At 70.0% G+C, this 25,007-nt stretch carries 27 protein-coding genes and 1 tRNA gene; 9 read left to right on the forward strand and 19 right to left on the reverse strand.

The window, feature by feature from the left end; all coding sequences use genetic code 11:
- Nucleotides 1-12 precede the first annotated feature (12 nt).
- The 3 genes from AN216_RS22385 to AN216_RS22395 form a co-directional block, all read right to left on the reverse strand.
- Entirely contained in the window at nt 13-1,599 is a 1,587-nt protein-coding gene (locus AN216_RS22385; protein WP_244502592.1) for a Stp1/IreP family PP2C-type Ser/Thr phosphatase, read from the reverse strand.
- Between the two features lie 72 nt (nt 1,600-1,671).
- A complete protein-coding gene (locus tag AN216_RS22390; RefSeq protein ID WP_070198510.1) occupies nt 1,672-2,184 on the reverse strand; it encodes an FHA domain-containing protein FhaB/FipA in 513 nt (170 codons plus the stop codon).
- Nucleotides 2,185-2,194: 10 nt separating this feature from the next.
- Nucleotides 2,195-3,034 carry an FhaA domain-containing protein gene (locus AN216_RS22395; protein ID WP_070198511.1) on the reverse strand — a complete coding sequence of 280 codons (840 nt, stop codon included), beginning with the start codon at nt 3,032-3,034 and terminating at the stop codon, nt 2,195-2,197.
- A 400-nt stretch (nt 3,035-3,434) separates the two neighbouring features.
- On the opposite strand from AN216_RS22395, the gene AN216_RS22400 reads away from it, so the two are divergent.
- A tRNA-Leu gene (locus tag AN216_RS22400) sits at nt 3,435-3,518 on the forward strand.
- A gap of 230 nt (nt 3,519-3,748) precedes the next feature.
- On the opposite strand, the gene AN216_RS22405 is transcribed toward AN216_RS22400, so the two are convergent.
- On the reverse strand, nt 3,749-4,399 hold the full coding sequence (locus AN216_RS22405) for an FMN-dependent NADH-azoreductase (protein WP_070198512.1): 651 nt from the start codon (nt 4,397-4,399) through the stop codon (nt 3,749-3,751).
- 105 nt (nt 4,400-4,504) lie between these two features.
- Between AN216_RS22405 and AN216_RS22410 the strand changes: the two genes are divergently transcribed.
- The 3 genes from AN216_RS22410 to AN216_RS22420 all read left to right on the forward strand — a co-directional run bounded on the left by AN216_RS22410 (nt 4,505) and on the right by AN216_RS22420 (nt 6,343).
- A complete protein-coding gene (locus AN216_RS22410) occupies nt 4,505-4,930 on the forward strand; it encodes a winged helix-turn-helix transcriptional regulator (RefSeq protein ID WP_079166866.1) in 426 nt (141 codons plus the stop codon).
- Between the two features lie 85 nt (nt 4,931-5,015).
- Nucleotides 5,016-5,963, forward strand: coding sequence for a J domain-containing protein (locus AN216_RS22415; RefSeq protein ID WP_079166856.1), 948 nt, complete (start codon nt 5,016-5,018; stop codon nt 5,961-5,963).
- Nucleotides 5,964-5,995: 32 nt separating this feature from the next.
- Entirely contained in the window at nt 5,996-6,343 is a 348-nt protein-coding gene (locus tag AN216_RS22420; protein ID WP_070198552.1) for a rhodanese-like domain-containing protein, read from the forward strand.
- A 102-nt stretch (nt 6,344-6,445) separates the two neighbouring features.
- On the opposite strand, the gene AN216_RS22425 is transcribed toward AN216_RS22420, so the two are convergent.
- Genes AN216_RS22425 through paaA form a run of 5 tightly spaced genes read right to left on the reverse strand, consistent with a single transcriptional unit; the run spans nt 6,446 to nt 10,176 of the window.
- Nucleotides 6,446-7,510, reverse strand: coding sequence for a 2Fe-2S iron-sulfur cluster-binding protein (locus AN216_RS22425; protein ID WP_070198513.1), 1,065 nt, complete (start codon nt 7,508-7,510; stop codon nt 6,446-6,448).
- A gap of 2 nt (nt 7,511-7,512) precedes the next feature.
- A complete protein-coding gene (locus AN216_RS22430; RefSeq protein ID WP_070198514.1) occupies nt 7,513-8,088 on the reverse strand; it encodes a PaaD-like zinc ribbon domain-containing protein in 576 nt (191 codons plus the stop codon).
- A gap of 2 nt (nt 8,089-8,090) precedes the next feature.
- The gene (paaC, locus tag AN216_RS22435) at nt 8,091-8,819 is read right to left on the reverse strand and encodes a 1,2-phenylacetyl-CoA epoxidase subunit PaaC (RefSeq protein ID WP_070198515.1); all 729 of its coding nucleotides are present in this window, start codon (nt 8,817-8,819) and stop codon (nt 8,091-8,093) included.
- Entirely contained in the window at nt 8,816-9,100 is a 285-nt protein-coding gene (paaB, locus tag AN216_RS22440; RefSeq protein ID WP_070198516.1) for a 1,2-phenylacetyl-CoA epoxidase subunit PaaB, read from the reverse strand. Before paaB ends, paaC begins: the two co-directional genes overlap by 4 nt.
- A complete protein-coding gene (paaA, locus tag AN216_RS22445) occupies nt 9,097-10,176 on the reverse strand; it encodes a 1,2-phenylacetyl-CoA epoxidase subunit PaaA (protein WP_079166858.1) in 1,080 nt (359 codons plus the stop codon). The genes paaB and paaA overlap by 4 nt, the downstream gene beginning before the upstream one ends.
- Before the next feature lie 136 nt (nt 10,177-10,312).
- On the opposite strand from paaA, the gene AN216_RS22450 reads away from it, so the two are divergent.
- From AN216_RS22450 to AN216_RS22460, 3 genes are all read left to right on the forward strand, one after another.
- The gene (locus tag AN216_RS22450; protein WP_070198517.1) at nt 10,313-10,975 is read left to right on the forward strand and encodes a DUF5819 family protein; all 663 of its coding nucleotides are present in this window, start codon (nt 10,313-10,315) and stop codon (nt 10,973-10,975) included.
- A 293-nt stretch (nt 10,976-11,268) separates the two neighbouring features.
- Nucleotides 11,269-12,564 carry an HTTM domain-containing protein gene (locus tag AN216_RS22455; protein WP_170843197.1) on the forward strand — a complete coding sequence of 432 codons (1,296 nt, stop codon included), beginning with the start codon at nt 11,269-11,271 and terminating at the stop codon, nt 12,562-12,564.
- Between the two features lie 148 nt (nt 12,565-12,712).
- Nucleotides 12,713-13,552, forward strand: a complete 840-nt coding sequence (locus AN216_RS22460; RefSeq protein ID WP_107402069.1) for a TrmH family RNA methyltransferase — start codon at nt 12,713-12,715, stop codon at nt 13,550-13,552.
- A gap of 32 nt (nt 13,553-13,584) precedes the next feature.
- On the opposite strand, the gene paaN is transcribed toward AN216_RS22460, so the two are convergent.
- On the reverse strand, nt 13,585-15,297 hold the full coding sequence (gene paaN, locus AN216_RS22465) for a phenylacetic acid degradation protein PaaN (protein ID WP_070198520.1): 1,713 nt from the start codon (nt 15,295-15,297) through the stop codon (nt 13,585-13,587).
- Nucleotides 15,298-15,484: 187 nt separating this feature from the next.
- On the opposite strand from paaN, the gene AN216_RS22470 reads away from it, so the two are divergent.
- The gene (locus tag AN216_RS22470) at nt 15,485-16,105 is read left to right on the forward strand and encodes a TetR/AcrR family transcriptional regulator (protein WP_070198553.1); all 621 of its coding nucleotides are present in this window, start codon (nt 15,485-15,487) and stop codon (nt 16,103-16,105) included.
- Between the two features lie 62 nt (nt 16,106-16,167).
- Here the strand turns inward: AN216_RS22470 and AN216_RS22475 are convergent, their stop codons facing one another.
- Genes AN216_RS22475 through AN216_RS22490 form a run of 4 tightly spaced genes read right to left on the reverse strand, consistent with a single transcriptional unit; the run spans nt 16,168 to nt 19,526 of the window.
- A complete protein-coding gene (locus AN216_RS22475; protein WP_070198521.1) occupies nt 16,168-17,043 on the reverse strand; it encodes an alpha/beta fold hydrolase in 876 nt (291 codons plus the stop codon).
- Nucleotides 17,040-17,684 carry a response regulator gene (locus tag AN216_RS22480; RefSeq protein ID WP_070198522.1) on the reverse strand — a complete coding sequence of 215 codons (645 nt, stop codon included), beginning with the start codon at nt 17,682-17,684 and terminating at the stop codon, nt 17,040-17,042. Before AN216_RS22480 ends, AN216_RS22475 begins: the two co-directional genes overlap by 4 nt.
- Complete coding sequence (locus tag AN216_RS22485) at nt 17,675-18,850, reverse strand: sensor histidine kinase (RefSeq protein ID WP_070198523.1); 1,176 nt, start codon at nt 18,848-18,850, stop codon at nt 17,675-17,677. The genes AN216_RS22480 and AN216_RS22485 overlap by 10 nt, the downstream gene beginning before the upstream one ends.
- 7 nt (nt 18,851-18,857) lie before the next feature.
- Nucleotides 18,858-19,526 carry a DedA family protein gene (locus tag AN216_RS22490; protein ID WP_070198524.1) on the reverse strand — a complete coding sequence of 223 codons (669 nt, stop codon included), beginning with the start codon at nt 19,524-19,526 and terminating at the stop codon, nt 18,858-18,860.
- Between the two features lie 386 nt (nt 19,527-19,912).
- Between AN216_RS22490 and AN216_RS22495 the strand changes: the two genes are divergently transcribed.
- Entirely contained in the window at nt 19,913-20,728 is an 816-nt protein-coding gene (locus AN216_RS22495; RefSeq protein ID WP_070198554.1) for a phytanoyl-CoA dioxygenase family protein, read from the forward strand.
- A gap of 172 nt (nt 20,729-20,900) precedes the next feature.
- Here AN216_RS22495 and AN216_RS22500 read toward each other — a convergent pair whose 3' ends face one another.
- The 5 genes from AN216_RS22500 to AN216_RS22520 form a co-directional block, all read right to left on the reverse strand.
- Complete coding sequence (locus AN216_RS22500) at nt 20,901-21,428, reverse strand: NADAR family protein (protein WP_070198525.1); 528 nt, start codon at nt 21,426-21,428, stop codon at nt 20,901-20,903.
- A gap of 66 nt (nt 21,429-21,494) precedes the next feature.
- Complete coding sequence (locus AN216_RS22505) at nt 21,495-22,160, reverse strand: carboxymuconolactone decarboxylase family protein (RefSeq protein ID WP_079166859.1); 666 nt, start codon at nt 22,158-22,160, stop codon at nt 21,495-21,497.
- Complete coding sequence (locus tag AN216_RS22510; protein WP_070198526.1) at nt 22,157-23,020, reverse strand: SDR family NAD(P)-dependent oxidoreductase; 864 nt, start codon at nt 23,018-23,020, stop codon at nt 22,157-22,159. The genes AN216_RS22505 and AN216_RS22510 overlap by 4 nt, the downstream gene beginning before the upstream one ends.
- 108 nt (nt 23,021-23,128) lie before the next feature.
- Complete coding sequence (locus tag AN216_RS22515) at nt 23,129-24,055, reverse strand: cutinase family protein (RefSeq protein ID WP_070198527.1); 927 nt, start codon at nt 24,053-24,055, stop codon at nt 23,129-23,131.
- 411 nt (nt 24,056-24,466) lie between these two features.
- Nucleotides 24,467-24,895, reverse strand: a complete 429-nt coding sequence (locus AN216_RS22520) for an Lrp/AsnC family transcriptional regulator (RefSeq protein ID WP_070198556.1) — start codon at nt 24,893-24,895, stop codon at nt 24,467-24,469.
- Nucleotides 24,896-25,007: the final 112 nt, after the last annotated feature.

Genomic DNA, 25,007 nt, shown 5'->3' on the forward strand with positions numbered 1-25,007 from the left:
TGCTGCGGCCCCCTACGGTGCGGTGCACGTCTTGGCGAGCTCGCGCTCTTCCTCCGAGAGCTGAGGGCCGGGTGTCGGAGAGCTGGAACTCTTGTCGTCGCGCTGGTTCTTGTCGCGGCCGTCCTTGTCGGACTCGGTCTGGGCCCGGTCACCGGCGCCCGCGCCACCGCTGCGGCCGGCGTCGGACGACTGGTCGCCCTTGCCGCCGTCCTTCTGGTCCTTGCCGTCCTTGTTGCCGTCGGCTGGTGGCTGGTCCTGCTCCTGCTCGGCGACGATCTTGCAGACCCTCGCCTGGGTGGCGAGTGAGCGGACCTTGTCCTCGGCCTCCTCGAGGCTGCCCGCGGCGATGGTCTCCTCGACCTTGTCGCGCTGGACCATCGGCAGGTACTTGAGTTCGATCTCGCGGTGGTCCTCGTGCACCTGGCTGAGGCTGATGCCGGCCAGCTCCTGGTTGATGCCCTGGTACAGCGCGACGTGATCGTCGTCCTTCGCCCCGACGTAGTACTGCGACTGCGTCCACCGGTAGCCGCCGTACAGCGCGGCGCCGACGACGACCAGGGCGAGGGCGATGATCAGCGAGCGCTTTCCCCACTTGGCGCGCTGCTGCGGCTTGGTGAAGTCCTCGTTCGTGTAGGCGCCGAAGCTCCCCACGGGTGGTGGTGGCGCGGGGCTCGGACCGCTGCCGCTGCCGGGCGGCCCGAAGGTGCCCTCGGGTGGCGTGGCTCCGCCCGCCTGTTGTTGGGGCGGCACCTGGCGACCGAGTTCGGCGGCACGGGCGGCCGGGGTCTGGGCGTCATTGCCGAGCTGCGGCTGGTTCTCCGCGACGGCACCGACGATCACCGGGGTGTCGTTCAACTGCTCGGCGCGTGAGTCGCTGTCGACATCCAGGACATCCGCGACGAGGCAGGTGATGTTGTCGGGACCGCCGCCACGCAACGCCAACTGGATGAGTTCCTGGACCGTTTCGTGCGGGCCCTGGTAGCTGCCCAGGGTCTCCTCGAGCGTCTGGTGCGAGACGACCCCGGAAAGGCCGTCGGAGCACAGCAGATAGCGGTCGCCGGCGCGTACCTCACGGATCGACAGGTCCGGTTCCACGTGGTCGCCGCTGCCCAGCGCCCGCATCAGCAACGAGCGTTGCGGATGCGTGGTCGCCTCCTCCTCGGTGATCCGCCCCTCGTCGACCAGGCGTTGCACCCAGGTGTGGTCCTGGGTGATCTGCTCGAGACGGCCGTCGCGCAGGAGGTACGCGCGCGAGTCGCCCACGTGCACCAGGCCGAGCCGCTGTCCCGTCCACAGGAGCGCGGTGAGCGTGGTGCCCATGCCCTCCAGCTGCTGGTCCTCCTCGACCATGAGGCGTAGTTGGTCGTTCGCCCGCTGAACGGCGTTGCCCAGCGAGGTGAGGATGTCGGACCCGGGGACGTCCTCGTCCAGCTGCACGAAGGTGGAGATCACCTCCGAGCTGGCGACCTCGCCGGCGGCCTGTCCGCCCATCCCGTCGGCGACCGCGAGCAGACGGGGTCCGGCATAGCCGGAGTCCTCGTTGTGCTCGCGGATCATTCCGTCGTGCGATCCGGCGGCGAAGCGCAGTGACAGACTCATGCGCACCTCGCCCGTTGGCTCCGGGTACATCCGCACGGTGCCCACCCTCCGGTCGTCATGTCTTCGGCCTGTCTATTTCCGCAGCTCGATGACCGTCTTGCCGATACGGATCGGCGCGCCGGGCGGAATCGGCGTCGGCGTGGTGAGTCGGGTCCGGTCAAGGTACGTACCGTTCGTGGAACCGAGATCCTCGACGATCCACTGGCCGTCACGGTCCGGGTAGATCCTGGCATGTCTGCTGGACGCGTAGTCGTCATCCAGCACGATTGTCGAGTCATGGGCCCGGCCCAGGGAGATGGTCTGCCCCTGGAGCGCGACGGTCGTGCCCGTGAGCGACCCTTCGGAGACCACCAACTTCGTGGGTGCGCCGCGGTTGCCCCGCCCACGCCTGGCCGGCTGGGGCTGTTGCTGCTGGCGCTGTGGCGGCTGTTGCCGCTGGGCGCGCGAGTCGTTGCGCCGCGCGGCGCGCTGGGTCACCCGGGTACCGAACAGGTCGCTGCGGATGACCTGCACGGCGACGATGACGAACAGCCACAGTACGGCGAGAAAGCCCAACCGCATGACCGTGAGGGTCAGCTCTGACATTGCCCCCGCTTCACCCTTCGGCTTGCCGGTAAATGATGGTGGTACTGCCCACGACAATGCGCGAGCCGTCGCGGAGCGTAGCGCGAGTGGTGTGCTGTCCGTCCACCACGATGCCGTTAGTGGAGCCGAGATCCTGGATCGAGGACGGTTCGCCGGCGCGGATCTCGCAGTGCCTGCGGGAGACTCCGGGGTCGTCGACGCGTACGTCGGCCTCCGTGCTGCGGCCCAGCACCAGGGTGGCACGGGAGATCTGGTGACGGTTTCCGTTGATCTCGATCCAGCGGCGGGTCTCGGCCCGCGGCAGCGGACCACCGGACCCGGGGGCGTACGACGGAGCCGCTGGTGGGGAGGAGGGCATCGGAGGCGAACCGGCGGGACGCGGTGGGAAGCCGCTCTGTCCGCCCGGGCCGGCCGGGGGCGGGCCGCCGGGCGCGCCCGCCTGGGTGGGGGCGGCACTGGCCGGGGACTGTGAGGAGCTGGAGGCCAACGTGCGGCTGCGTACCCGGTAGAGGCCGGTGTCGAGGTCCTCCGCCTTCTCCAGGTGCACCTTGATGTTGCCCATGAAGGTGTACCGCTGCTGTTTGGCGTAGTCCCGCACCATGCTGGACAGTTCGTCGCCCAACTGGCCCGAGTAGGGGCTGAGTCGGTCGTAGTCGGGGGTGCTCAGCTCGACGATGAAGTCGTTGGGGACGACGGTGCGCTCGCGATTCCAGATCGTTGCGTTGTTGTCACACTCGCGCTGCAGGGCACCGGCGATCTCGACGGGCTGCACCTCGGATTTGAAGACCTTCGCGAAGGTGCCGTTGACCAGACCCTCGAGCCGCTGCTCGAAACGCTTCAGCACTCCCACGGTGCACCTCCTTCCCAGATGGCCGCTGAACTAGTGCGGTGGTCTCCGCTCCAGTGTCTCCGCTCCAGTGTCTCCGAGCGCAGTCGGGCCGCGTCGCCCCAGTCTCTCCCTGCCCGGCCCCCCGTCACCGATACGGCCACATTGCCGATACGGCCCACTGATCGTATCCACGCGTGGGGAAATCGGCTGGTTCCCCGTCACGCCCCCGTCCTTGAGTGTCACCTCTCACACCCTTGCACGGAACGCGGGCGCTCGGAGCAGTCTCTTCCGGAGGAGCGCGAGGGCGGGTGAATACGGATGTGATGACACCCCGGTCAGCGTGCTAATCTTCTGGACATCGGCGGGCAACCGATCGGGGGCCTACCGAAGGACCTTCCTCATGATGTGGGGAAGCACCCATGCGCGAGTGGCGGAATAGGCAGACGCGCTGGATTCAGGTTCCAGTGCCCGAAAGGGCGTGGGGGTTCAACTCCCCCCTCGCGCACAGTGCGAAAGCGCCGAGCGGGCCGATGTACGTGAGTGAGTTCACGTGCACCGGCCCGCTTCAGTGTGTCCGGCTGCTCCGGCGGCACGAGGGTTGGCCGCGACTCCACCGTCCCGGCGTACGGGCCATCGGCCCCGCCGGGTTCCGGCGTCCTCAGACAGGGCCGTGGGGGACGTACCGCGAACGCCGACGGGGTCTCGGCAGCCTGGTCGGGGGCTGTTCTGGGAGGTTTACGAGGCCAGCTGTGTGGCCAGTGTCTTCGCCTTCGCCTCGGCGTCGGCCAGGGCCCGTGCCTGGGACTCCTCGAACTGCGGGACCAGCTCGGACATCGCGGGTGTGGAGGGGGCGAGGGTCAGCTCCGGGATGATGAACTCGGTCTCCAGGCCCAGCTTTTCCCCCAGGATCATCCGCAGGTACGGCAGCGCGTGGTCGTTTCCTTCCTGCGGCGTGCCCGGCTGGTACGAGCCGCCCCGGCTCGCGACGACCACGGCGCGCTTGCCGGCCAGTGAGGGCGGGTTGGCGGCGACGGTGCGGCCCATGGTCACGACGTGGTCGAACCATGCCTTGAGGCTGGAGGAGATCGTGTAGTTGTACAGCGGTGCACCGAGGAGTATGAGGTCGGCGGACTCGGCTTCCTCCAGCAGTTCCTCGCGGAGGGCGACCGCGGACGCCTGCTCCGGGGTGCGCTCCTCCGAGGCCACGAAACTCGCGTAGTAGGCGGGCGCCGTCATGTGCGGCAGGGGGTCGGCGGCGAGGTCGCGGTAGCGGACCGTTCCGTCGGGGTGCTCGGCCTCCCAGGTGCGGCGAAACGCGGCGGTCACGGCGCGGGAGTGTGACTTCTCTCCGTTGAGAGAGGAGTCGAGGTGCAGCAGGGTGGCCATAAGAGGGCTCCAGTCAGTATGTTACTGAGGTTGAGTATGTAACTACTTCTATCATAGGTACTTACTTTTCTGCACCTACTTGTTCGGATGCAGTATCGTGAAGACATGGCAGAGCGGCGGGAAGCTATCGTCGACGACGCGTCGCGTCCCGACATGGAGCACTCCGGGACCTGCACGGAACCCAAGGCGTCGATCACCCGGGTCTTCGAGATGCTGGGCAAGCGCTGGACCGGCCTGATCATCGCGGCGTTGATAAACGGTCCCGGGTACTTCGCCGAACTGCGCCGCGCCGTACCAGGGATCAGCGAGCGCATGCTGTCCGACCGGCTCTCTGAGCTGGCGGAGATGGGCCTGGTCATGCGAAAGGTGGATCACGGTCCGCCACTGCGAGTCGGCTACGAGCTGACGCGTGCCGGTTCGGCGCTGCGCCCTGCCATGGAGGAGCTCACCAGGTGGGCCGAGGAGCACCTGCCCGCGCAGGAGTCGGCCGGCTGTCCCGACTTCTCCGGTAAGGAGTCGGCCCGAGCCTGAGCTGTCCGGGAGCCGGCCGAGGAGATCGAGCCCGGGATGAACGGCCGAACTGGGTGTGCGAGCCGGTGTTCCGTAGGCTGGCCGGGTGAGCGATCCGGAAGCCGAACAGGTCGAGCAGAGCGAGCAGACAGAGCAGCAGGCTGCGGCGGGCACTCAGGGCAGCTGCTCCGCGGAGTCCGGCCCGTCGGATGAACCGAGCACCGCGCGTCTCGAGAAGGCAGTGCGGGCGGCGGAGGACGCGCTGATCGAGTTCGAGATCGCGGTGGAGACCTTCCGGGTGGAGGTGGAGAACTTCTCCCGTCTCCATCACCAGCGGCTCGGTCCGATGTACGCGCGCATGGACGAGCTGGACGCACAGATCGCGGAGGCCGTGGCGGCGCGTACGGGCGACCCTGAGGACGTCCGCAAAGCCGACGAGGCGCGGGCGATGGTGCTCCCGATGCCGGGCGTGGAGGAGCTGTTTCACGGCTGGATCGACTCGGAGGGGCTGTCCGCCGAGGGCTCGGCGATGCTCAACGACCAGCCCGTACGGCCGCCGAGCCGGGTGCGTCCGGGAGAGGAGGCCCGTAAGGCGTATCGGGAGTTGGTGCGCAAGGCCCATCCGGACCTCGCCGCCGACGACTCCGAGCGGGATCGTCGTGAGTCCTTCATGGTTCGGGTCAACATGGCTTATGCCAACGCCGATCTGGAGGCCCTGCGGCTGCTGGCCGTCGAGTGGGAGGAGGGCCCCACGGCGGAGCGGCTGCTGAGCCGGGGCGAGGAGCTCTACGCGCGGCTGGAGTGGCTCGCGCGGCGTAAGGAGATGCTCGCCGCGGCGGTCCAGGAGATGGAGGAGAGCGCGATCGGTGCCATGCTGCGGATGGCGCCGGACGACCCGGACGCCTTGCTGGACGAGATCGCGGAACAACTGCTCGCTCAGGTGGCACAGCGCGAAGCCCGCCTGGCGGAGCTGCTGGCCTCGGACGGGGTGGTGGTGACCTCCGCGTCGGGGGCCGCCGACGCGGAGCCCCCGGGGCCGGAGCAGGAACAATGACGAACGGCGAGCAGCAGAAGAAAGGCCCAGAGATGCAGTTTGGTCAGATGCCCCAGCTGACAGTGGAGCAGGTGCCCGCCGACGGGTTCCTGCTGGACGTGCGGGAGAGCGACGAGTGGGCCGCCGGGCACGCCGAGTCGGCGCTGCACATCCCGATGAGCGATTTCGTGCGGCGGGCGGGGGAGCTGAGCGAGCACGTCGGGGAAGGCCAGCGCGTCCATGTCGTGTGCAAGGCCGGCGGACGGTCGGCCAAGGTGACGCAGTACCTGCGTCAGCAGGGCTGGGACGCCGTGAACGTGGACGGCGGCATGCTCGCCTGGGAGCAGGCGGGTCGGCCGCTGGTGGCCGATGCCGGAGATGGTCCCGCGCAGGTGGTGTGAGGGCGGATCGGCCGAGTCGCACGCGGCACGATCCTGCTCGACGTACGACGGAATCGCGGTTCGACCCACGACGGGTCGAGCCGCTGCTCGTGATCAGTGCACCTAAGCGTCGAAGTCGACCGTGACCTCAGCGGTCACCGGATGGGACTGGCAGGCGAGTATGTAGCCCGCCTTCAACTCCTCGGGCTCCAACGCGAAGTTGCGTTCCATCCGGACGTCTCCGGACAGCAATCGCGCGCGGCAGGTGCCACAGACCCCACCACGGCAGGCGTACGGCGCGTCGCTGCGGTTGCGGAGGACCGTTTCCAGCACGACCTCGCCGTCCCGTACCGGCCAGCTGCCGGAGCGGCCGTCCAGGGTGGCCGAGACGGTCGCCGAGTCCGGTGTGGGCACGGACACCGGCACGGGCGGTGCCTGGGCGTGGAAGATCTCCTGATGCACTCGCGTGCGGGGCACACCGAGGCCGTGCAGCGCCTGTGTGGCCTCCTGTACGAGGCCCATGGGGCCGCACAGAAACCATCCGTCCACGCCGTCCACCGCCGTGTTGCCGGAGGCGCCCAGGACGGCCGGCAGCAGGGTGGTGAGCTGGGCCTGGTCCAGCCGGCCCGAGGGCAGGCCGGTCTGCTGCTCCTCCCGGGAGAGGACGGTCACCAACTGGAACCGGTCCGGATAGCGGTCCTTGAGGTCGGCCACCTCCTCCAGAAACATGGTGGACGCCGCGGACCGGTCACTGCGCACCAGGCAGAAGCGGGAGTCCTCCTCAGCGCTCAGCAGAGTGCTGGCCATGGACAGGACGGGCGTGATGCCGCTGCCACCGACCACCGCCACGAAGCTGCCCGGGCGGGGCCGGAGGACGAAGCGCCCGGTGGGGGGCAGCACGTCGACGGTGTCGCCGACGGACAGTTCCTTGACCGCGTGAGTGGAGAACTCACCGCCCTCGACGCGGCGGATCCCGATCCGGAGCGTGTCCGGAGCCCCCGTGGCGGGGGCGCAGAGGGAGTAGGTGCGGCGGATCTCCTCGCCGTCCGAGCCGCGCCGTCGGAGGGCGATGTGCTGCCCCGGTTCGTACGCGTAGGTGGTGCGCAGTTCCGCTGGCACGGCAAGACTGACGGCCACGGCGTCATCGGTGATCGACTCGAGCCCGGTGACCCGGAGCGGGTGGAACATCGTCACAGCTCCTTGAAGTGGTCGAACGGCTCACGGCAGGTGTCGCAACGCCGCAGTGCCTTACACGCGGTGGAGGAGAAACGACTGAGCAGGCTCGTCGCCGTCGATCCGCAGCGCGGACAGCGGATCGGATCGACGGCCTCTGCCAGTTGGCTCCCCTCGGCGGCGTGCTCGTCTGAGCCGTCTGCCGGCGCTCCTCGGGTCGCGCCCAGCGCAACGACGACTGGTTCCGTCCGATGCTGTCCGCCGCCCGGTCGTGGAGGCGCGATCCCGAACTCCGCGAGCTTGCGCCGCCCTTCGTCCGTGATGTCGTCGGTGGACCAGGGCGGGGTCAGCACCGTTCGTACGGTGACGTGCTGAGCGCCGTGTTCACGGAGGACCCGTTCGACGTCCTCGGCCATGCTGGCGAGGGCGGGACAACCGGTGTACGTGGGTGTCAGCTCTACTTCGATGTGCCCGGCCGACGTCTCCCGCAGCATCCGCAACACGCCAAGCTCCGCCAGGCTCACCGCGGGGAGTTCCGGGTCGGGCACGGAGCCGGCCACCTCGCGCATCCTGCGCAGTCGTTCGTCGGCCATCACTACCATCTCGCTCCGGGATGGCTCCGGTGCAGATGCTGCATCTCCGCGAGCATCCGACCGAACGACTCGGTGTGCAGCCCCTGCCGACCCGCGCCAGCGCGCCAGCCGCTCTGCCGTGGGCTCTCCGGCACCCTGAGGGTGGCGCGGTCGAGGACGTCGGCGACGTACCCGTCCCAGCTGACTCGCAGTGTGTCCCAGTCCACCGGGTGTCCCTCCACCGTCAGTCCTTCCAGCGGCTGGAACAACTCGCCGGTGTATCGCCAGAGATCGTCGACGGCCCGCTGGGCGCGCTCGTGACTTTCCGGGGTGCCGTCCCCGAGCCGCAGCGTCCAGTGCTCGGCGTGATCCCGGTGGTAGGCGACCTCCTTGACCGCCTTCACCGCCAGTGGACGGTCGGTGAGCTGGCCGTACAACAACTCCTGCCAGCGGGAGAAGAAGAGTTGCCGCACGATGGTGGTCGCGAAGTCGCCGTTCGGCTGCTCGGTCAGCTGGCAGTTCCGGAACTGCCGCTCCTCGCGGAGGTAGGCCAGCTCGTCCTCATCGCCCAACTCGCCGTAGAGAGCGCGGGCCTGTCCGAGCAGGTCGAGCGCGATGTTCGCCAGGGCGACCTCCTCCTCCAGCACGGGAGCGTGCCCGGCCCACTCGCCCAAGCGGTGCGAGAGGACGAGGGCGTCGTCCGCGAGGGCCAGCTCGGGGCGGGCCAACAGCGCCGCCGTGGAGTCCGTCACAGGTTCCGCACCCCTTCCGGAACCTCGTAGAAGGTCGGGTGGCGATACGCCTTGTCACTGGCGGGCTCGAAGAACGGGTCCTTCTCGTCCGGAGAGGAGGCGGTGATCACACTGGCCGGCACCACCCAGATCGAGACGCCCTCGGAGCGGCGGGTGTAGAGATCACGGGCGTTCCGCAGGGCCATCTCGGCATCGGGGGCGTGCAGGCTGCCCGCGTGCGTGTGGGACAGTCCGCGCCGACCTCGGACGAAGACCTCCCACAGGGGCCAGTCGCTGCTCATCGTGGGTCCGCCTCCCTGGACCGCGGTCCTTCGTCGGTGTCCGGCCGCCCGCCCTCGGAGCCTGCCGTGACGTGCTGCTCGGCGGCGGGAGATGGGCCGGTGGCGTTTCGCGCGCCCGTCGGCTGCCGTTTGCGGGCATAGGCGCTCGCCGCCGCGCGCACCCAGGCGCCGCTCTCGTGGGCCGCACGACGCTGGCTGAGTCGCTGCTCGTTGCACGGACCGTGTCCTCGCAGCACGGCCTTGAACTCGCTCCAGTCGATGGCGCCGTACTCCCAGTGGCCGGATTCGGTGTCCCAGCGGAGGTCCGGGTCCGGCAGGGTAAGCCCGAGGGCCTCGGCCTGCGGCACGCAGATGTCGACGAAACGCTGGCGCAACTCGTCGTTCGAGTGGCGCTTGATCTTCCAGGCCATGGACTGGGCGCTGTGCGCCGACTCGTCATCCGGTGGCCCGAACATCATCAGGGAGGGCCACCACCAACGGTCCACCGCGTCCTGCGCCATCGCGTGTTGTGCCTCGGTGCCGCGGCTCAACTCCAGCAGGAGTTCGTATCCCTGCCGCTGGTGGAAGGACTCCTCCTTGCAGACGCGGACCATCGCACGGGCGTACGGTCCGTAGGAACAACGACACAGCGGCACTTGGTTGGTGATCGCGGCGCCGTCCACCAACCAGCCGATGGCGCCTACGTCCGCCCAGGTGAGGGTGGGGTAGTTGAAGATCGACGAATACTTCTGCCGCCCGCTGTGCAGCTTCTCCAGCAATTCCTCGCGGTTGACGCCCAGGGTCTCGGCGGCGCTGTAGAGATAGAGGCCGTGCCCCGCCTCGTCCTGCACCTTCGCCAGCAGAATCGCCTTGCGGCGCAGCGAGGGGGCGCGGGTGATCCAGTTCGCCTCCGGCTGCATGCCGATGATCTCTGAGTGCGCGTGCTGGGCGATCTGGCGCACGAGCGTGGCTCGGTAGTCGTCCGGCATCCAGTCCCGGGGCTCGATCCGCTCGTCCGCGGCGACAGCGGTGTCGAAAGCCCGCTGGAACTCCTGGGCTTCCGCGTCCGTGCCCTGCTCCGGCAGCACCGTTGTCATACGCGACTCCTCGGCTTGAGCGGACCTACCGACCGATCGTTCGGTTCAATGGTGTGCGCGCCTGCGGGACGGTGTCAAGACCGGTCTGAGTGTGACTAACCTCTGGGGCGGAACTCTGCGAGGGAACGGGGAGGGCATGCAGCCTCTGGACGAGGAAGGGCGGGGTGGCGGCGTCGGGTCGCTGTCACTGCCCGGGCGGATCACCGTCGCCATAGCCACGGCAGGCGTGGCGCTGGCGGTGATCGTCCACGTGACGATGGTCTTCCTGCACGTCGCGCCGGAGAACACGATGAGCAAGGAGCATCGCTCCACCGTCAGCGACTACGTCCTGCCGGAGTTCGAGCAGAACTGGAAGCTGTTCGCCCCGAACCCGCTTCAGGAGAACATCTACGTGCACGCCCGCGCACAGGTGCTCAAGGACGACGGCGGCACGGAGAACACCGGCTGGGTCAACCTCTCGGCCATGGATGGCGAGCGTATCCGCGGCAATCTCCTGCCGAGCCACTCCGCGCAGAACGAGTTGCGCCGGGCCTGGGACTTCTACACCGGCTCGCACGACGAGGACCACCAGCCCACCGGGATGCGTGGTGAGCTGTCCAAGCAGTACGTGAAGCGGATCGTGATGGAGCGCTTCGGTCCTGAACTCAACGGCGGGACGGTCGAGCGCATCCAGTTGCGGTCGGCGTCCACCAGGGTGGCCCCACCCGACTGGAGCGAGGAGAAGGTGGACACCGACACCGAGTACTGGGTCTTGCCGTGGTGGGACGTCAGCGAGGCGGATCTGAGGGGGGCACGGTGACCGAGCAGGGGGACATGGCAGGCGAGGAGCCCGGCGTGCGTGGCGGTGGCTCCGAGCCCGGCGAGCACGCCAGGGGCGCTGAGCCCCGTGAACGGAACCGGGCTGAGGACGGCGAGACCGCGTTGGGTCGCCGGGACGAGGGACGCTCCGCGGGCGAAGCCCGTACGGCGGCCGGGGGAGCCGTACCGTCAGGGACAGCGGACCAGCCTCGGCCGGCAGACCGCTCGGGGTCGCCCGCACGACCGCCGGCTCCAGCGCCGTCGTCGGGACCACCCCACTCGGCCCGGGCGTCCCTGGCCGCGTGGCGGCCGCGACTGGAGGAGTCCGCGAACCGCGGCTTCGCGCGGGTGACTGGCGCCGCCCTCGGGCCGTACCAGAGCGCCGTGGTACGTATCGGGTTCGCCGCCACCTGGCTCTTCTTCCTGCTGCGTGAGGTGCCTCACCGACACGAGCTGTACGGCCCGGACAGCCCCTGGGGCTGGGACCTCGCACAGCGGCTGGTCGACTCGAACGGCTCCTTCACGGTGCTGTTGTGGACGGAGAGCGACCTGTGGTTCGAGTTGGTGTACGTGCTCGCGGTGCTGTCCAGTGCCGCCCTGCTGCTGGGCTGGCGGACCCGGACGATGTCCGTGCTCTTCATGGTCGGCGTGCTCTCGCTGCAGAACCGCAGCGTGTTCATGGGCGACGGCGGGGACAACATCATCCACCTGATCGCCATCTACCTCGTGCTCACCCGCTGTGGCCGGGTCTGGTCGCTGGACGCCCGGCGCGAGTCGCGGCAGTCGGACACGGGTGCCGGGGCCCGGGACACCACCGGCGTGGTGTTGTGGGCGCTGTCCGGGATGACTCTCCTGGTGGTCACGCTCGGTCCGGGGTTGAGTGCCGGTTGGGCAGTGGTCTTCTGGGGTCTGTGGGTGGTGCACGCCCTGTGGTGGAAGGTGAACCGGAACCACTCCGAGCCGCGTCAACTCTGCGACATCATCGCCAACCTGGTGCACAACGGCGCACTGCTGGTGATCATGATCGAGGTCTGCCTGGTCTACGCGACGGCTGGCTGGTACAAGATCCAGGGCTCGCGCTGGCAGGACGGCACCGCCGTCTTCTATCCCATGAAGCTGGACTACTTCGCGCCCTGGCCGGAACTGAACGACGTGCTCGCGAGCAACGGGCTGGCGATCATGCTGATGACGTACGGAACGGTCTTCGTCCAGGTCGCGTTTCCCTTCGCGCTGCTCAACCGGCGGGCCAAGAACGTCCTGTTGGTCATCATGATCGTGGAGCACCTGAGTATCGCCGTGCTGCTCGGTTTGCCGTTCTTCTCCCTCGCGATGGTGGCCGCGGACGCGGTGTTCCTGCCCACCGCCGCTCTCCTCTGGATGGGTGCCCGTGCCTCCGGCCTGCGAGGCCGTCTGACACGCGATCGCCGCCCTGACGGCGACGGCTCGGCGCGCACCGCGGAGGCGGAGGCGGAACCGGAAGGTCCGGAGAAAGCCGGTCCGCGGACGCGGTCGGCGAGTGTCGGCAAGCAGCGGCAGCCAGCCGAGTCCGAGACGACCGACTCGTCGTCGCCCGGTTCGCCCGTACGCTGAGTCGGTGACCGAGCACCAGCGGGTGGGACCCGGCGATCAGCACCGAGCCGAGCCAGGCGTGTCGTACGGTCCGCGCGGTGCTGCCGGTGCTGCCGGTGCTGCCGGCGCGGAGCCGGACGCCGAGCGGACCGAGCACGCTGAGCGTGCCGTGCTGCGCTGGCGGGAGCTGGCCGGGGAGACCGTGCTGCTGGACGGTTTCCACGTGCTGAAGCACGCGTTGCGGTTCGGTGCCGGGGTGCCCCTCGCGCTCGCCGAACAGCCGGCGGCCACGCTCCGGTTGGCGACCGAACTGGCTCCGGACCTGGTGGACACGTTGGGCGGGCTGTTGCGGGAGGTGCCGCCGGACACCCTGCGGCAGCTCGTACCGCGTCCGCATCCCACTGGGGTGGCGGCACTGGCCGTACCGGCTGGGGTGGCGGTCCCCGGGGAGACGTCCGTACGGGACGATGCTGGCCACCCGGGCGCCCCGCGCGGCTCGGACAGCTCGATCCAACCGGACGGCCCGCTTCGCTCCGGCGGTCCCGATGGGGTCGACAGTCGTGCACGGCCGCGTACGGCGCCGCTGGTGGTGCTGGACAATCCGCGGCACTTGGGGAACATCGGCGCCGTCGTCCGGCTGGTCGCCGGCTGCGGTGCCGACGGGGTGTTGACCACGGGCAGTGTCGATCCCTGGCATCCGAGCGTCCTGCGGGCGAGCGCGGGTCTGCACTTCGCCACGGCCGTCGCACGTCGCGCTCCCGCCGAACTTCCTCCGGGCCCGTTGTACGGTCTGGACCCGGCGGGGACGGACCTGCGCTCGCTGGTGCTCCCGAACGACGCGCTGCTGGCCTTCGGCTCCGAACGGCACGGTCTGTCGGACGAACTCCGTGCCCGTGCGGACCAGTTGGTCTCCCTGCCGATGCGGCCACAGGTGTCCAGCTTCAACCTCGCCACCAGTGTCGCCATGACGCTCTACCACTGGATGGCCCAGTCATCCGGCAGCGCCTGAGCCGGCTGGCCGGCTCAGGCGTGCGCCTTTCGCTATGCCGGGCGCCGCACCTCGACCATCCGGAACCTGCCGGCGACGAACGCGCCGTCACACAGCGCGGAGTTCGCCGCCGGGTTGCCGCCGGAGCCGTGGAAGTCCGAGAAGGCCGCCGTCTGGTTGACGTACACCCCGCCGGTGAGGTTCAACGAGAGTTGCGCGCACTCCTCCAGACACGCGTCCTCGATCAACTGCTCCATTTCCGGGGAGGTGGTGTAGCCCGCGACTGTCATGGCGCCCTTCTCCCGCACGGTGCGTCGCAGCAGGCGCACCGCCTCCGGAGTCGAGTCGACGGCCACCGCGAACGAGACGGGGCCGAAGCACTCGGAGAGATAGGCAGCCTCCGCTTCCGGTTTGGTCGCCTCCAGCTTGACGATGACCGGAGTACGGACGGTGGCATCCGGGAATTCCGGATGGGTTACCGCACGAGAGGCCAGAGCGACTTCCCCCAGCGAACCCGCGGCGTCGATCCGCTCCCCCACCTGGGCGTTGACGATCGCCCCGAGCAGCGCGTTGGCCCGCGCGTCATCCCCCAGCAGCTTGTCGACGGCGCCGGCCAGATCCGTCACCACCTGGTCGAAGGACTTCGCGCCCTCGTCCGTGTCGATACCGTCGCGCGGCACCAGGAGATTCTGCGGGGTGGTGCACATCTGGCCGCTGTAGAGGGACAGGGAGAAGGCCAGATTGGCGAGCATGCCCTGGTAGTCGTCCGTCGAGTCGACGACGACCGTGTTCACCCCGGCCTTCTCGGTGTGCACCAGGGCCTGTGTGGCGTGTGCCTCCAACCAGTCGCCGAAGGCGGTGGAACCGGTGTAGTCGATGACGCGCACCTGCGGATGCAGGGCCAGCTCCTTCGCCAGGCCCTCGCCCTCCCGCTCGGCGGCGAGCGCGATCAGGTTCGGGTCGAAACCGGTGGCGCTCAGCACCTCACGGGCGATCCGGACGGTCAGCGCCAGGGGGAGTACGGCTCGCGGATGCGGCTTGACCAGCACGGGATTGCCGGTGGCCAGCGAGGCGAACAGCCCGGAATAGCCGTTCCATGTCGGGAAGGTGTTGCAGCCGATCAGCAGCGAGACACCGCGTCCGACCGCGGTGAACGACTTGCTCAGCTCGAGTGGCTCCCGCTTGCCCTGCGGCTTGGACCACTCCGCCGTGCGGGGCGTACTCGTCTGCTCCGCGTACGCGTACGCCACCGCCTCCATGCCGCGATCCTGCGCGTGGGAGCCGCCGGCCTGCAAAGACATCAGGAAAGCCTGGCCGCTGGTGTGCATGACCGCGTGCGCGAACTCGTGAGTGCGGGCGTTGATCCGCGCCAGGATCTCCAGACACACCGCCGCCCGGACCTCCGGGCCGGCCTCCCGCCAGGCGGGCATGCCCAGCCGCATGGCGGGCAGCAGCGTGCCGACGTCGACGTGCGGATACTCGATGTCCAACGCGATGCCGTACGGCGAGGACTCGGTGGCTGTCCAGCCGTCACCACCCGGCTGGCCGGGCAGCTCGAAGCGGCTGCCGCGCAGCTCCTCGAACGCCGCTCTGCCTTCCTCGGCGCTGAGCGTGCCGCCCTCGCCGTACGCCTTGGGGTGCTCCGGGTGTGGCGACCAGTACGCCCGGCTGCGGATGGTCTCCAGGGCCTGGTCCAGGGTCGCGCGGTGTTTCTCGAGCAGCTGCACAGGGCCGACCTCGGGGGATCCGGCGGTTCCGGCGGTCACGATGACCAACTCCTCGGCGAGCTGGGACTGGGTGGGCGGGTTGCACGCGCCGCCTCCGGCCGCTTGGCCGGAGGCCGCTTCGCGTCAGATACTGCTACCGAACGATCGGTCGGGGCAAGAGGGGTCGAGGGCAATGACGACGGACGGCGCGGGAAAGTTCCCACGGCGCACGGATAGCATCGGCGGCATGCCGGTCAAGCGCGACACCTACACGCCCGAGTCCCTGCTGACGGTCGCGGTGCGGGTGTTCAACGAGCGGGGCTACGACGGCACGTCCATGGAACACCTCTCGCGGGCCGCCGGCATCTCCAAGTCGTCCATCTATCACCACGTGCGGGGCAAGGAGGAACTCCTCCGTCGCGCCATAAGCCGCGCCCTGGACGGGCTGTTCGGCATTCTGGAGGAGCCCGGCGCGGTGCGTGGCCGAGCCGTCGACCGGCTGGAGCACGTGGTTCGACGCACGGCTGAGGTGTTGATGGACGAGCTGCCCTACGTCACCCTGCTGCTCCGGGTGCGCGGCAACACCGACACCGAGCTCTGGGCCATGGCCCGCCGCCGTGAGTTCGATCAGCAGGTCACCCGGCTGCTACGGCAGGCGGCGGCGGAGGGCGACCTGCGTGGCGACGTGGACGCCCGGCTGGCGACCCGGCTGCTGTTCGGGATGATCAACTCGCTGGTGGAGTGGTACCGCCCGGAGCGCGGTGACACGGCTGGGGGTTCTGGTGGGCCAGGGCGCTCCAGCCGGGACGAGGTCGCGGAGGCCGTGGTTCGTACGGCCTTCGCCGGGCTTCGTACCGCGCCAGACTGAGCGGCGCACGCCCCGGGTCGCGAGCCGTCACCACCCGAGGCTCGCCGCCCGCCGCTCAGGGCTCAGGGCTCGAATCGATCGGAGCCGGGGCCATCGAGCACCCGGTCCAGGTAGGAGCCGACGGCCTCGGCGAAGGCATCCGGGGCGTCGTCGTGGAGCCAGTGCCCGCAGCCGGGCAGCTCGACCAGTTCGGTGTTCGGCCGTTCTCGGGTCATCCAGCCGGCGGTCTCGGGCGTGAGGATGAAGCTCCCGCCACCGCGCAGAAGCAGCGCCGGTTGCCCGGAGGCGCACCAGGAGGCGCTGAAGTCCCCGGTCAGGGCGTCTTGTGAGGCCATCATGTCGTCCGGATCGAAGAGCAGGCCCCAACCGTCCTCGAAGCGGTGCGCGCTGTGCAGGAAGTAGCTCGCGTCCGGGATGCCGCGCGCCTCGATGTCGGCGCGGAGTTCCTCGCGGGTGGCGGTACGCCGGGGCCAGCCGGAGACGTCCAGCACGGGTTGGACCTCCGGTGCGTGGTTTCGTACGGTCATGTCCGCGACCACCAGGGCGGCCACCAACTCCGGGTGGCGCTCGGCCAGCAGATAGCCGATGGCGCCGCCCATGGAGTGGCCGAGGACGGCCACCGGCGGCAGTTCGAGCGCGCGCAGGAAGGCGGCGGCGTCCGCGACGTAGGCCCCCGGCGTCAGCTCACCACCGCTCTGGGAGAGCCCGTGTGCCCGCTGGTCCGGGGCGATGACCCGGTAGCGGTCGGCGAGGGCGGCCGCCAGCGGGGCGAAGATCCGACCACGTCCGAAGTGCCCGTGCAGGGCCAGGATCACCGGCCGCTCGTCGGCAGGCGGATACGGAGCCGGCCGCCCGAAGTCGAGGAAGCTCCAGCGCCGGCCCCGTAGGGTGCGGAAACTCTGTTCCGGAAGGGTCGGATGGTCCTCGTGCACGGTCATGACCCCAGGTAGCGGAGCACGGCCAGCACGCGCCGGCTGTATCCGGTGGTGCGGGTGAGGTCGAGTTTGTCGAAGATGGTGTTGGCGTTCTTCTCCACGGCGCTCTGCGAGATGTAGAGCCTTCCCGCGATCGCGGCGTTCGTGAAGCCCTGTGCCATCAGGTCCAGGGTCTCCCGCTCACGCGGGGTGAGCCGGCTCAACGGGTCCGTGTGGGTCGTGTGGGTCAGCAGTTGGCGTACGACCTCCGGATCGATGGCCGCGCCGCCCGCGTACACCCGCTCCAGGGACTCCAGGAACTCCTCGACCTGCGCCACCCGGTCCTTGAGAAGATAGCCCACCCGGGCGGAGTCGGATGTGAGGAGCTGGGCCGCGTAATGCTTCTCCACATGCTGGGAGAGCACCAGCACGCCGATGCCCGGCCAGCGTTCGCGGATCTCCAGGGCCGCGCGGAGTCCCTCATCGGTGTGGGTCGGGGGCATTCGGATGTCCACGACGATCAGCTCCGGCTGGTGTGCCTCGACCTCCCGCACCAGGCTGGCGCCGTCCCCGACCGCCGCGACGACCTCGTGGTCCTCCTCGGTGAGCAGACGTACGAGGCCCTCCCGTAGCAGGGTCGAGTCCTCGGCGAGAATTATGCGCACGGCAGCTCCGCGGTGATCGTGGTGGGCCCGCCCGGCGGGCTGTCGACACGCATCCGGCCGTCCAACGCGGCCACCCGGCGGCGTAGTCCGGACAGGCCGCTGCCCTCCGCCTCCGGGTTCGCGCCGCCGTCGCCGTTGTCCTGGATGCGTACGAACACGGCGTCGTCCAGCTTCGCCAGGCTGACCCGCACCTGGTCGGCCGCCGAGTGCTTGGCGGCGTTCGTCACCGACTCGGAGACGACGAAATAGGCCACGGTCTGGGTGGAGTGCGGTATGTTCTCGGGTAGTTGGAAGTCCAGGGTGAGCGGGATGCCGCAACGCTCGGCGACGCCGTCCAGCGCCTCCCGCAGGCCGAGGTTGTCCAGCGCCGTCGGATAGACCCGCCAGGCCACCTCGCGTAGTTCGCCGAGCACCTCCTGGGACTCCCGGTGCGCCTGTTCCAACAGGGCGTCCCCCTTCTCGGAGGTACGGTGTCGGCGCGCCCGCCCGAGCAGCATGGCCAGCGCGACCAGCCGCTGTTGGAGACCGTCGTGCAGGTCGCGCTCGATGCGGCGGCGCTCGGTGTCGACGGCTTCGACGATCCCGGCCCGGGTGAGGGCCAGTTCGTCGATCCTGCGGCGCATCAGCTCGCGTTCGGAGGGGCCGAAGTGCTGCCGGGCCAGTCGCCCGTCCAGCGCCTCCAGCGAGATCAGCCCCTGGATGTTCAGGAACAGCAGCACGAAGCCGAGGACGGTCTGGCCCATGAGTTCGCTGGCCGGCGAGTCGCTGTGGAAGTAGCCGATCACCAGGAGCACGGCCAGCACTACCCCGAAGACCAGCAGCGAGATCACGAAGGCGGTCAGCAGCCCGGCGAAGGTGCGGGCCGCGAGGTAGAGCAGCACCTTGCGCGCGTGGTCGGCGGGGAGGAACTGGTCGCCGAAGAAGGTCGTGCGCCGACGCCGCTCCACGCCGGCCAACCGGTGCGCTCCGGCTTCCAGGGTGCGTCGCGCCGCGGGACGGGTGCGTGGCCAGAGCAGGGCCGGGCCGAGCACCGTACCGACCAGCAGGAAGTAGAGCAGCCCCGGCACGGCGGTGGGGATGCCGAGCAGCAGGCCCACCGCCCGGCGTGGGGCCGAGCCGACGGCTGGCGGCTCGGTCTCGGGTATGGCGCGATCCCCGGCTGACATCACGGCATCACGGTTTCCGGTGCTGGGCCCCGCTCTGGGACCGGCCACGGGTGAGGCGCAGGACGATGAACACGGCGATCGCCACCAGCACGATCACCAGCACCGCCTTGGAGATCACTCCGACGTAGCTCTCCACCAGGTCCCACTGGTCTCCCAGCCAGTAGCCGGCGAGAACCAGCACGGAGTTCCAGAAGAGGCTGCCCACCGTGGTCAGGGCCACGAACACCGGCATCCGCATCCGCTCGACACCGGCCGGCACCGAGATCAGGCTGCGGAAGATCGGCACCATCCGGCCGAGGAGCACCGCCTTCGTCCCGTGCTTGGCGAACCATGCCTCCGTCTTCTCCAGGTCAGCGGTCTTCACCAGCGGCAGCCGGTCCCAGATCGCGTACATCCGGTCCCGGCCGAGCAGCGCCCCGATCCAGTACAGCGCGACCGCGCCGACGACCGAGCCCAGGGTCGTCCAGAACAGCGCCGAGGTCAGGCTCAGCACGCCCTGCCCGGCCGCGAACCCGGTGAGGGGCAGGATCACCTCGCTGGGCAGCGGCGGGAACAGGTTCTCCAGGGCGATGGCCAGGCCGGCACCGGGACCGCCCATGGTGTCGACGAGGCCGGCTGCCCAGCCTGCGATGCCGCCTTCGGGCTGGTCGGAAAGGGCCAGGAGCGCGGACTGCATGCGGTACCTCTGCGCGGGTGTCGGAGTGCGGCACGAGGCCGCGGGACTGTCGAAGCCTAGGATTCGCTGGTCAGGCCGGCCAGGTGGGGAGCCTTCCGCCTTGGCGCGGAACACCACACACACGCTTGCGGACAACCGCAGCTCCCGGGCCGGTTGATCCGGACCGTGACCGGTGTACGCAGTCAGGTTACAGGCGGCCGAGCGGTCACCGGACCGAGCCGGCAGTGGCGGAGCCGGGGCGCGCGGGGGCGCGGACCGTAGCGGGCGCGGGGGGACGTACGAGACGCGGGGGCCCGCACGAGGCGCCCGGGGCCGCACGAGGCGACCGGGTCGCTCGGCGCGGAAACCGTTTGCGTCTCCCCACCAGCCCGCACAGCATGGCCGGCATGCCTAGCACGCCCCAGCGCACCCTGACCGACGCCCAGGTCCGCGGCTTCGTCGAGGACGGCTTCGTGCGGCTTCCGGCCGCCTTTCCCCGCTCGGTGGCCCAGGACTGTACGGCGGCCCTGTGGCGGATGTCGGGTCTGGACCCGGACGACCCGAGCACCTGGACCCAGCCCGTCGTACGGATCGAGGGTTCCGCGGAGGAGCCGTTCCGGCAGGCGACCAACACGCCGGCGCTGCTGGGGGCGTTCGACCAAATCGTCGGTGCGGGACGCTGGGTGCCTCGTGGCGGTCTCGGCACGTTCCCGCTCCGCTTTCCGTACCCGGACGATCCGGGGGACGCCGGCTGGCACGTGGACGCCAGCTACGCCCAGGACGATGACGCGTGGCCGTGGTTGAACCTTCGCTCGCGGGGGCGGGCGTTGCTGATGTTGTTCCTGTTCACCGACGTCGGCCCGGAGGAGGCGCCCACCCGCATCAAGGCGGGCTCCCATCTCGACGTCCCGCCCTTCCTGGCGGAGGCCGGCGAACGGGGCCGGAACATGCTGGAGCTGTGCCAGGCCATGGACGCCGCCGGGCGATTGGACGCCGCGGAGCGGCCGACGGTGTACGCCACCGGGCAGGCCGGTGACGTGTACCTGTGCCACCCCTTCCTCATCCACGGCGCGCAGCCGCATCACGGCAGCGCGCCGCGGTTCATCGCCCAACCGCCGCTGGAGCCGGTCGGGGAGCTGGAGTTGGAGCGGGCGGACGGCGCGTACACGCCGGTCGAGGAGGCGGTACGCCGCGGGCTCGGGTGGGCGGCAGGCACGGCGTGACAGGCACGGCGTGACAGGCACGGCGGAACGGTACGGGGCGCGGGCGCGTCTGGGTGCGCCTCCAGCAGCGAGAACACGCTGTGGCAGGACCTCGATGACCTCGCTCGCCGTGTGGTCGACGAGACCGCCCGGCGGAGGCGGAGGGCGCGAGGCAAGACGTGGTACGGGTTGGCTAGTCGTCCAGCAGGCTCTGGCGTACGTCCATCAGCGCGAAGCCGAGCAGGTTGAGACCGCGCCAGGCGGACGGAAGCTGAGCCTCCGGCTGGTCCTCGGAGTGTCCGACGCCCCAGACCCGGTCCTCGGGACTGGCCTCCACCAACACCTTGCCGACCGTGGAGCGGAGGTAGTCCCGCAGCTTCCCGTGCGCGGCGAACTTCGCCCTGTTGCCGGCCACCACGATCTCGTAGCGGTGCCGTGCCCAGGTCTCCTCGTCGAAGCCGCGCACGTGCCGTCCGACGTCCTTCGCCAGGGCGGGGGACGGTCGCGCGAGAATCTCCCGACGTGCCCCGTCGTCCCCGAACAACCGCGCCTTCTCGGCCATCATCCAGTGCTCGGCGGTCTGGTACCGGACGCCGGACACGGTGAACGGCGCGTCGTACCACTGGCTGAGGCAGCCCTTCCGCTGCGGGCCGCCCCAGAAGAGCACGAACTCCGGTAGCCGTCCCTCCCGTTCCAGGGTGAGCAGTTCGTCCATTCGCATGCCCGGAGCCTCACAGTCCGAGATCCGTCCGGCAACCGAGTATCCGGCTCGCGCACGCCCTCCGCGTCAGCCTGATCGGCGGCGCCGGATCCGCCGTACCCCGCGGCGCGGGCGGTCGGCGGGGACGCGGAGGGTGGTGATCACGGTGGCGAGCATCGTGTAGTGCCCGACCAGCAGGCAGAACTCGACGGCGGTCGGCTCGTCGAGCTGGCGGCGCAGTGCGGCCCAGGTCTCGTCGTCGAGGTCGCTGTCCCGGACGAGTTGGTCGGTGGCGGTCAGCAGCACCCGTTCCCGCTCTGTCCACTCGGTCGCGTCTGGACCCTCGCGCACCCGGCGGGCGTCCGCGGCCGTGACGCCGGCGCGTCGGCCGAGGCGTACGTGGTGGTCGAACTCGTAGCGACAGTCCCGCAGATGCGCCACCCGCAGGATGACCAGCTCGGAATGGCGACGGGGCAGCGTACCGCCGGGCATCAACCGCCCGGCGAAGTGCAGCCAGCCCCAAAAGAGGCGGCGGTGCCGCCCGAGCGTGCGGAACAGCCGCGGCGCCTCCGTGCCTGTCACCAGGCCAGCGGCTCCTACGAACAGCCAGGCCGGCAGACCCAGTTCGCGGCGGGTGCCGGGACGGACCCGGGGAGACGGGTCCGGGCTGTCCGGACCGTGTGGATCCGGGTCGTCCGGTGCCGGGACGCACGGGTCCTCGCTGTACGCGTGATGCCGGCGCGGCGTGCTCAACGGTCCTCCGGTTGCTCGGTGGTGAGCGGAGCGTGCTCCTCCCGGGCCACCTCCAGCGCCTCGGCCAGGTCGCGCCGCCCGATCCGCTCGACCACACGCTGCGCCACGGGTCGTACGGGCAGCACCGGCGCGACCCACCAGGGCGCGACGATACGACGGGAGCGGCGCGCTATGCCGCGTTCCAGCGCGGTCACGCCGGTGCTCAGCGGCGTGAGGCGGGACAGCGAGCCGCCGCCGGTGAGCAGCGCGGCGGCGCGGGTGCCGAAGCCGCGGCTGGTCATCTCGGTGTCCAGTTCGGCGAAGTAGGCGACGCCGACGCGGGCGCCGCTGGGGCGCAGTTCGATCCGGGCGGTGTTGCCGAGGGCCTCGACGGCGGCCTTGGACGCGCTGTAGCCGCCGAGCAGGGGCAGATGGACGGCCGCGGCGAGCGAGGAGATCACCAGCGCGTACCCACGCGGGTGGGCGAGATGCGGGCCGGCCGCGCGCAGGGTGTGGTAGACGCCGAGGACGTTGACTCGGAGCATTCGCTCCAGCCTCGCCGGGTCGCCGCCCACGAGTGGCAGTTGGCCGGCGATGCCCGCGTTCGCCACGACGACGTCCAGGCCGCCGAGTTCGGCGGCCAGTTCGGCGACCGCGGTCTCGGTGGCCGGGTGGTCGCCAACGTCCAGGGTGCGGTACGGCGCCTCGCACGCGGTGGCCACGGAGGCCAGCCTCGCTGGTTCCAGGCCGGCCAGTGCGAGGCGGGCGCCGCGGGCGTGCAGGCGGCGTGCGAGCGCGGCACCGATGCCTCGTGCCGCACCCGTGATCAGCACCCGCCTGCCCGCCAGCGGCGGAGGTCCGGGGGGAACGGTCCGGTTCATGGTCGGAAGTTACCAGCGGTAATTACCGGAAACCAGAGGGCCGTCGGGGAGATGTGACCGTGGGTGGAAGAACTCGCCCGCCCCGTGCCGTACCGCGCGCGTCGTCGATCACGCTCCTGAGCCGCCCGGGACGGAGAGCCAGGGGAACTCGTTCAGGCGGTCGCGTAGCTCGGCGGGGAGTTTCGCCAGCAGGCCCTCGCGAATCTTGGTCATTTCCTTCTGCGCGGTCGGCAGGTCGCCGTTGAACTGCTCGTACGGGGTCTTCGCCGGGATCGGGAGCGGCGGACCGTGCGGGACCCGTGGCGGCTGGTCGATGACCCGGTCGCCACCGCCGTTCTCGGAGTTCGGGTTGATGTCGTAGGCGTGGTCGCCGCTGAAGTAGCCGACGACGCCGTTGGCGAACCCGAGGAGATTCGTGATCGGGTTCTCCGAGAAGCAGATGCCGTCGTTCTTGTTGCAGATCTCCTGGACCTTGAGGTCGCCGAAGCCGCGCTCCCCCTTCATGGTCAGCCCGGGGATGATGGTCGGCAGGTTGCCCTCGATGCCGCCGGGGCCCTCGCCACCGGGGCGCCGCGGGTCGCCGTACAGCACGCCGTTGATCTGGTCGTGCGGGACGCTGTTCTCCTGGGACAGCCGTGCCAGTTGGTCCCCGGCCACGATCGCGCCCTGGGAGTACCCGGAGATGGTGATCTGGGAGGAGGGGCACGCGGCGTGGAAGTCGCGGACCTCTTTGTCCAGTTTCTGGAGCCCCTCGGCGACGGAGTCGTCCAGGGACTTGGTGTCGCCGGGGAAGGGCGCGATCTCGGCGGAGTAGTGGATCTTGGTGAAGTCGACTCCCGCCGGCAGTGCGGCGTTGCTCTTGTCGTAGACCGTGGCGTCGCCGTCCCTGTGGCCGCCCACCTCGAAGATCATCTTGTCGGCGCAGCCGGCGGCCTGGGCGGAGTCAGGCTGGTCGGCGGTGGCCACCCCGGTGGTGATGAGCCCCGCGACCGGCAGTATGGCGAATCCCGCCAGAATCCCTTTTTTCTTGTGCATTTCTCACGCCCATTTCTGTGCTGGTCTTCTGGTCCACGTACGGGCCGCCGGTCCGGAAGTCCCCCCGGGGCCGGCGTGCGGCGTGAACTCTAGGGGTGAGTCCTGGTGTTGGAAAGTGGGTGGCGGGGAAATGGCCAATAATTCCGCGAGAAATTATTCAGCGGTGTGTACCACTGGAGAATTATGGTCGCAGTGTCCCTTGTGGCGTTCGCGTACTTCTACGCGGAGCGGAAATGTCCCGGTCGCGCGTGGGAATCCCAGATGCTTTCGGACTGGCCGCGCGCGGTGCTCGAGTCGCCCGAGACGGGCCTCGGAGGGCGTATCGTCGGCCGCTCGCCGACACGGTCCGGTCGCGGACTGACCGTAGGGCCCGGTGTTCGGCGCTGGTCGTGGTGCCGCCGACGGCGAGTGTCACGCCTCCGGTTCGAGGTCCGTCTCCTCGAAGACCAGCAGAGTGCGGGTGCTGAGCACCTCGGGAATGGCCTGGATGCGGGTGAGTACCAGATCCCGCAGGGCGCGGTTGTCGGCGGTGTGTACCAATAGCAGCACGTCGAAGTCGCCGCCCACCAGGGCCATGTGCGCGGCCCCGGGCAGCTCCCACAGTTGCTCGCGTACGGAGCGCCAGGAGTCCTGCACGATCTTCAGCGTGATGTACGCGGAGGTGCCGTGCCCCGCGCGCTCCTGGTCGATGCGGGCGCTGAACCCCCGGATCACGCCGTCCTCGAGCATGCGGTTGATCCGGGCGTAGGCATTGCCCCGGGACACGTGCACCCGCTCGGCCACGGAACGTACGGAGGCCCGGCCGTCCGCCCGCAGCAGGGCCAGGATGTCGCGGTCCACGGCGTCGAGCGGGCGTACGGGAAGCCGGCCGGCGGACGGCGGCTCGGACGTGGCCGCGACCCGCGGCGAGCTGCCGGGTGCCGAACGGCGGCCCGCGGCTCCATCGGGCCGG

The organism is Streptomyces oceani, assembly GCF_001751245.1.
Taxonomy (GTDB): domain Bacteria; phylum Actinomycetota; class Actinomycetes; order Streptomycetales; family Streptomycetaceae; genus Streptomyces; species Streptomyces oceani.

Excerpts from the sequence above, each read along its gene's own strand:
- AN216_RS22385 (WP_244502592.1), bottom strand. The coding sequence starts at position 1,599 with ATGAGTCTGTCACTGCGCTTCGCCGCCGGATCGCACGACGGAATGATC.
- paaA (WP_079166858.1), bottom strand. The coding sequence starts at position 10,176 with ATGACAACGGTGCTGCCGGAGCAGGGCACGGACGCGGAAGCCCAGGAG.
- AN216_RS22390 (WP_070198510.1), bottom strand. The coding sequence starts at position 2,184 with ATGTCAGAGCTGACCCTCACGGTCATGCGGTTGGGCTTTCTCGCCGTA.
- AN216_RS22475 (WP_070198521.1), bottom strand. The coding sequence starts at position 17,043 with ATGACCGTGCACGAGGACCATCCGACCCTTCCGGAACAGAGTTTCCGC.
- AN216_RS22515 (WP_070198527.1), bottom strand. The coding sequence starts at position 24,055 with ATGCACAAGAAAAAAGGGATTCTGGCGGGATTCGCCATACTGCCGGTC.
- AN216_RS22450 (WP_070198517.1), top strand. The coding sequence starts at position 10,313 with ATGCAGCCTCTGGACGAGGAAGGGCGGGGTGGCGGCGTCGGGTCGCTG.
- AN216_RS22500 (WP_070198525.1), bottom strand. The coding sequence starts at position 21,428 with ATGCGAATGGACGAACTGCTCACCCTGGAACGGGAGGGACGGCTACCG.
- AN216_RS22485 (WP_070198523.1), bottom strand. The coding sequence starts at position 18,850 with ATGTCAGCCGGGGATCGCGCCATACCCGAGACCGAGCCGCCAGCCGTC.
- AN216_RS22410 (WP_079166866.1), top strand. The coding sequence starts at position 4,505 with ATGGCAGAGCGGCGGGAAGCTATCGTCGACGACGCGTCGCGTCCCGAC.
- AN216_RS22495 (WP_070198554.1), top strand. The coding sequence starts at position 19,913 with ATGCCTAGCACGCCCCAGCGCACCCTGACCGACGCCCAGGTCCGCGGC.
- AN216_RS22510 (WP_070198526.1), bottom strand. The coding sequence starts at position 23,020 with ATGAACCGGACCGTTCCCCCCGGACCTCCGCCGCTGGCGGGCAGGCGG.
- AN216_RS22490 (WP_070198524.1), bottom strand. The coding sequence starts at position 19,526 with ATGCAGTCCGCGCTCCTGGCCCTTTCCGACCAGCCCGAAGGCGGCATC.
- AN216_RS22420 (WP_070198552.1), top strand. The coding sequence starts at position 5,996 with ATGCAGTTTGGTCAGATGCCCCAGCTGACAGTGGAGCAGGTGCCCGCC.
- AN216_RS22470 (WP_070198553.1), top strand. The coding sequence starts at position 15,485 with ATGCCGGTCAAGCGCGACACCTACACGCCCGAGTCCCTGCTGACGGTC.
- AN216_RS22425 (WP_070198513.1), bottom strand. The coding sequence starts at position 7,510 with ATGTTCCACCCGCTCCGGGTCACCGGGCTCGAGTCGATCACCGATGAC.
- paaB (WP_070198516.1), bottom strand. The coding sequence starts at position 9,100 with ATGAGCAGCGACTGGCCCCTGTGGGAGGTCTTCGTCCGAGGTCGGCGC.
- AN216_RS22430 (WP_070198514.1), bottom strand. The coding sequence starts at position 8,088 with ATGGCCGACGAACGACTGCGCAGGATGCGCGAGGTGGCCGGCTCCGTG.
- AN216_RS22405 (WP_070198512.1), bottom strand. The coding sequence starts at position 4,399 with ATGGCCACCCTGCTGCACCTCGACTCCTCTCTCAACGGAGAGAAGTCA.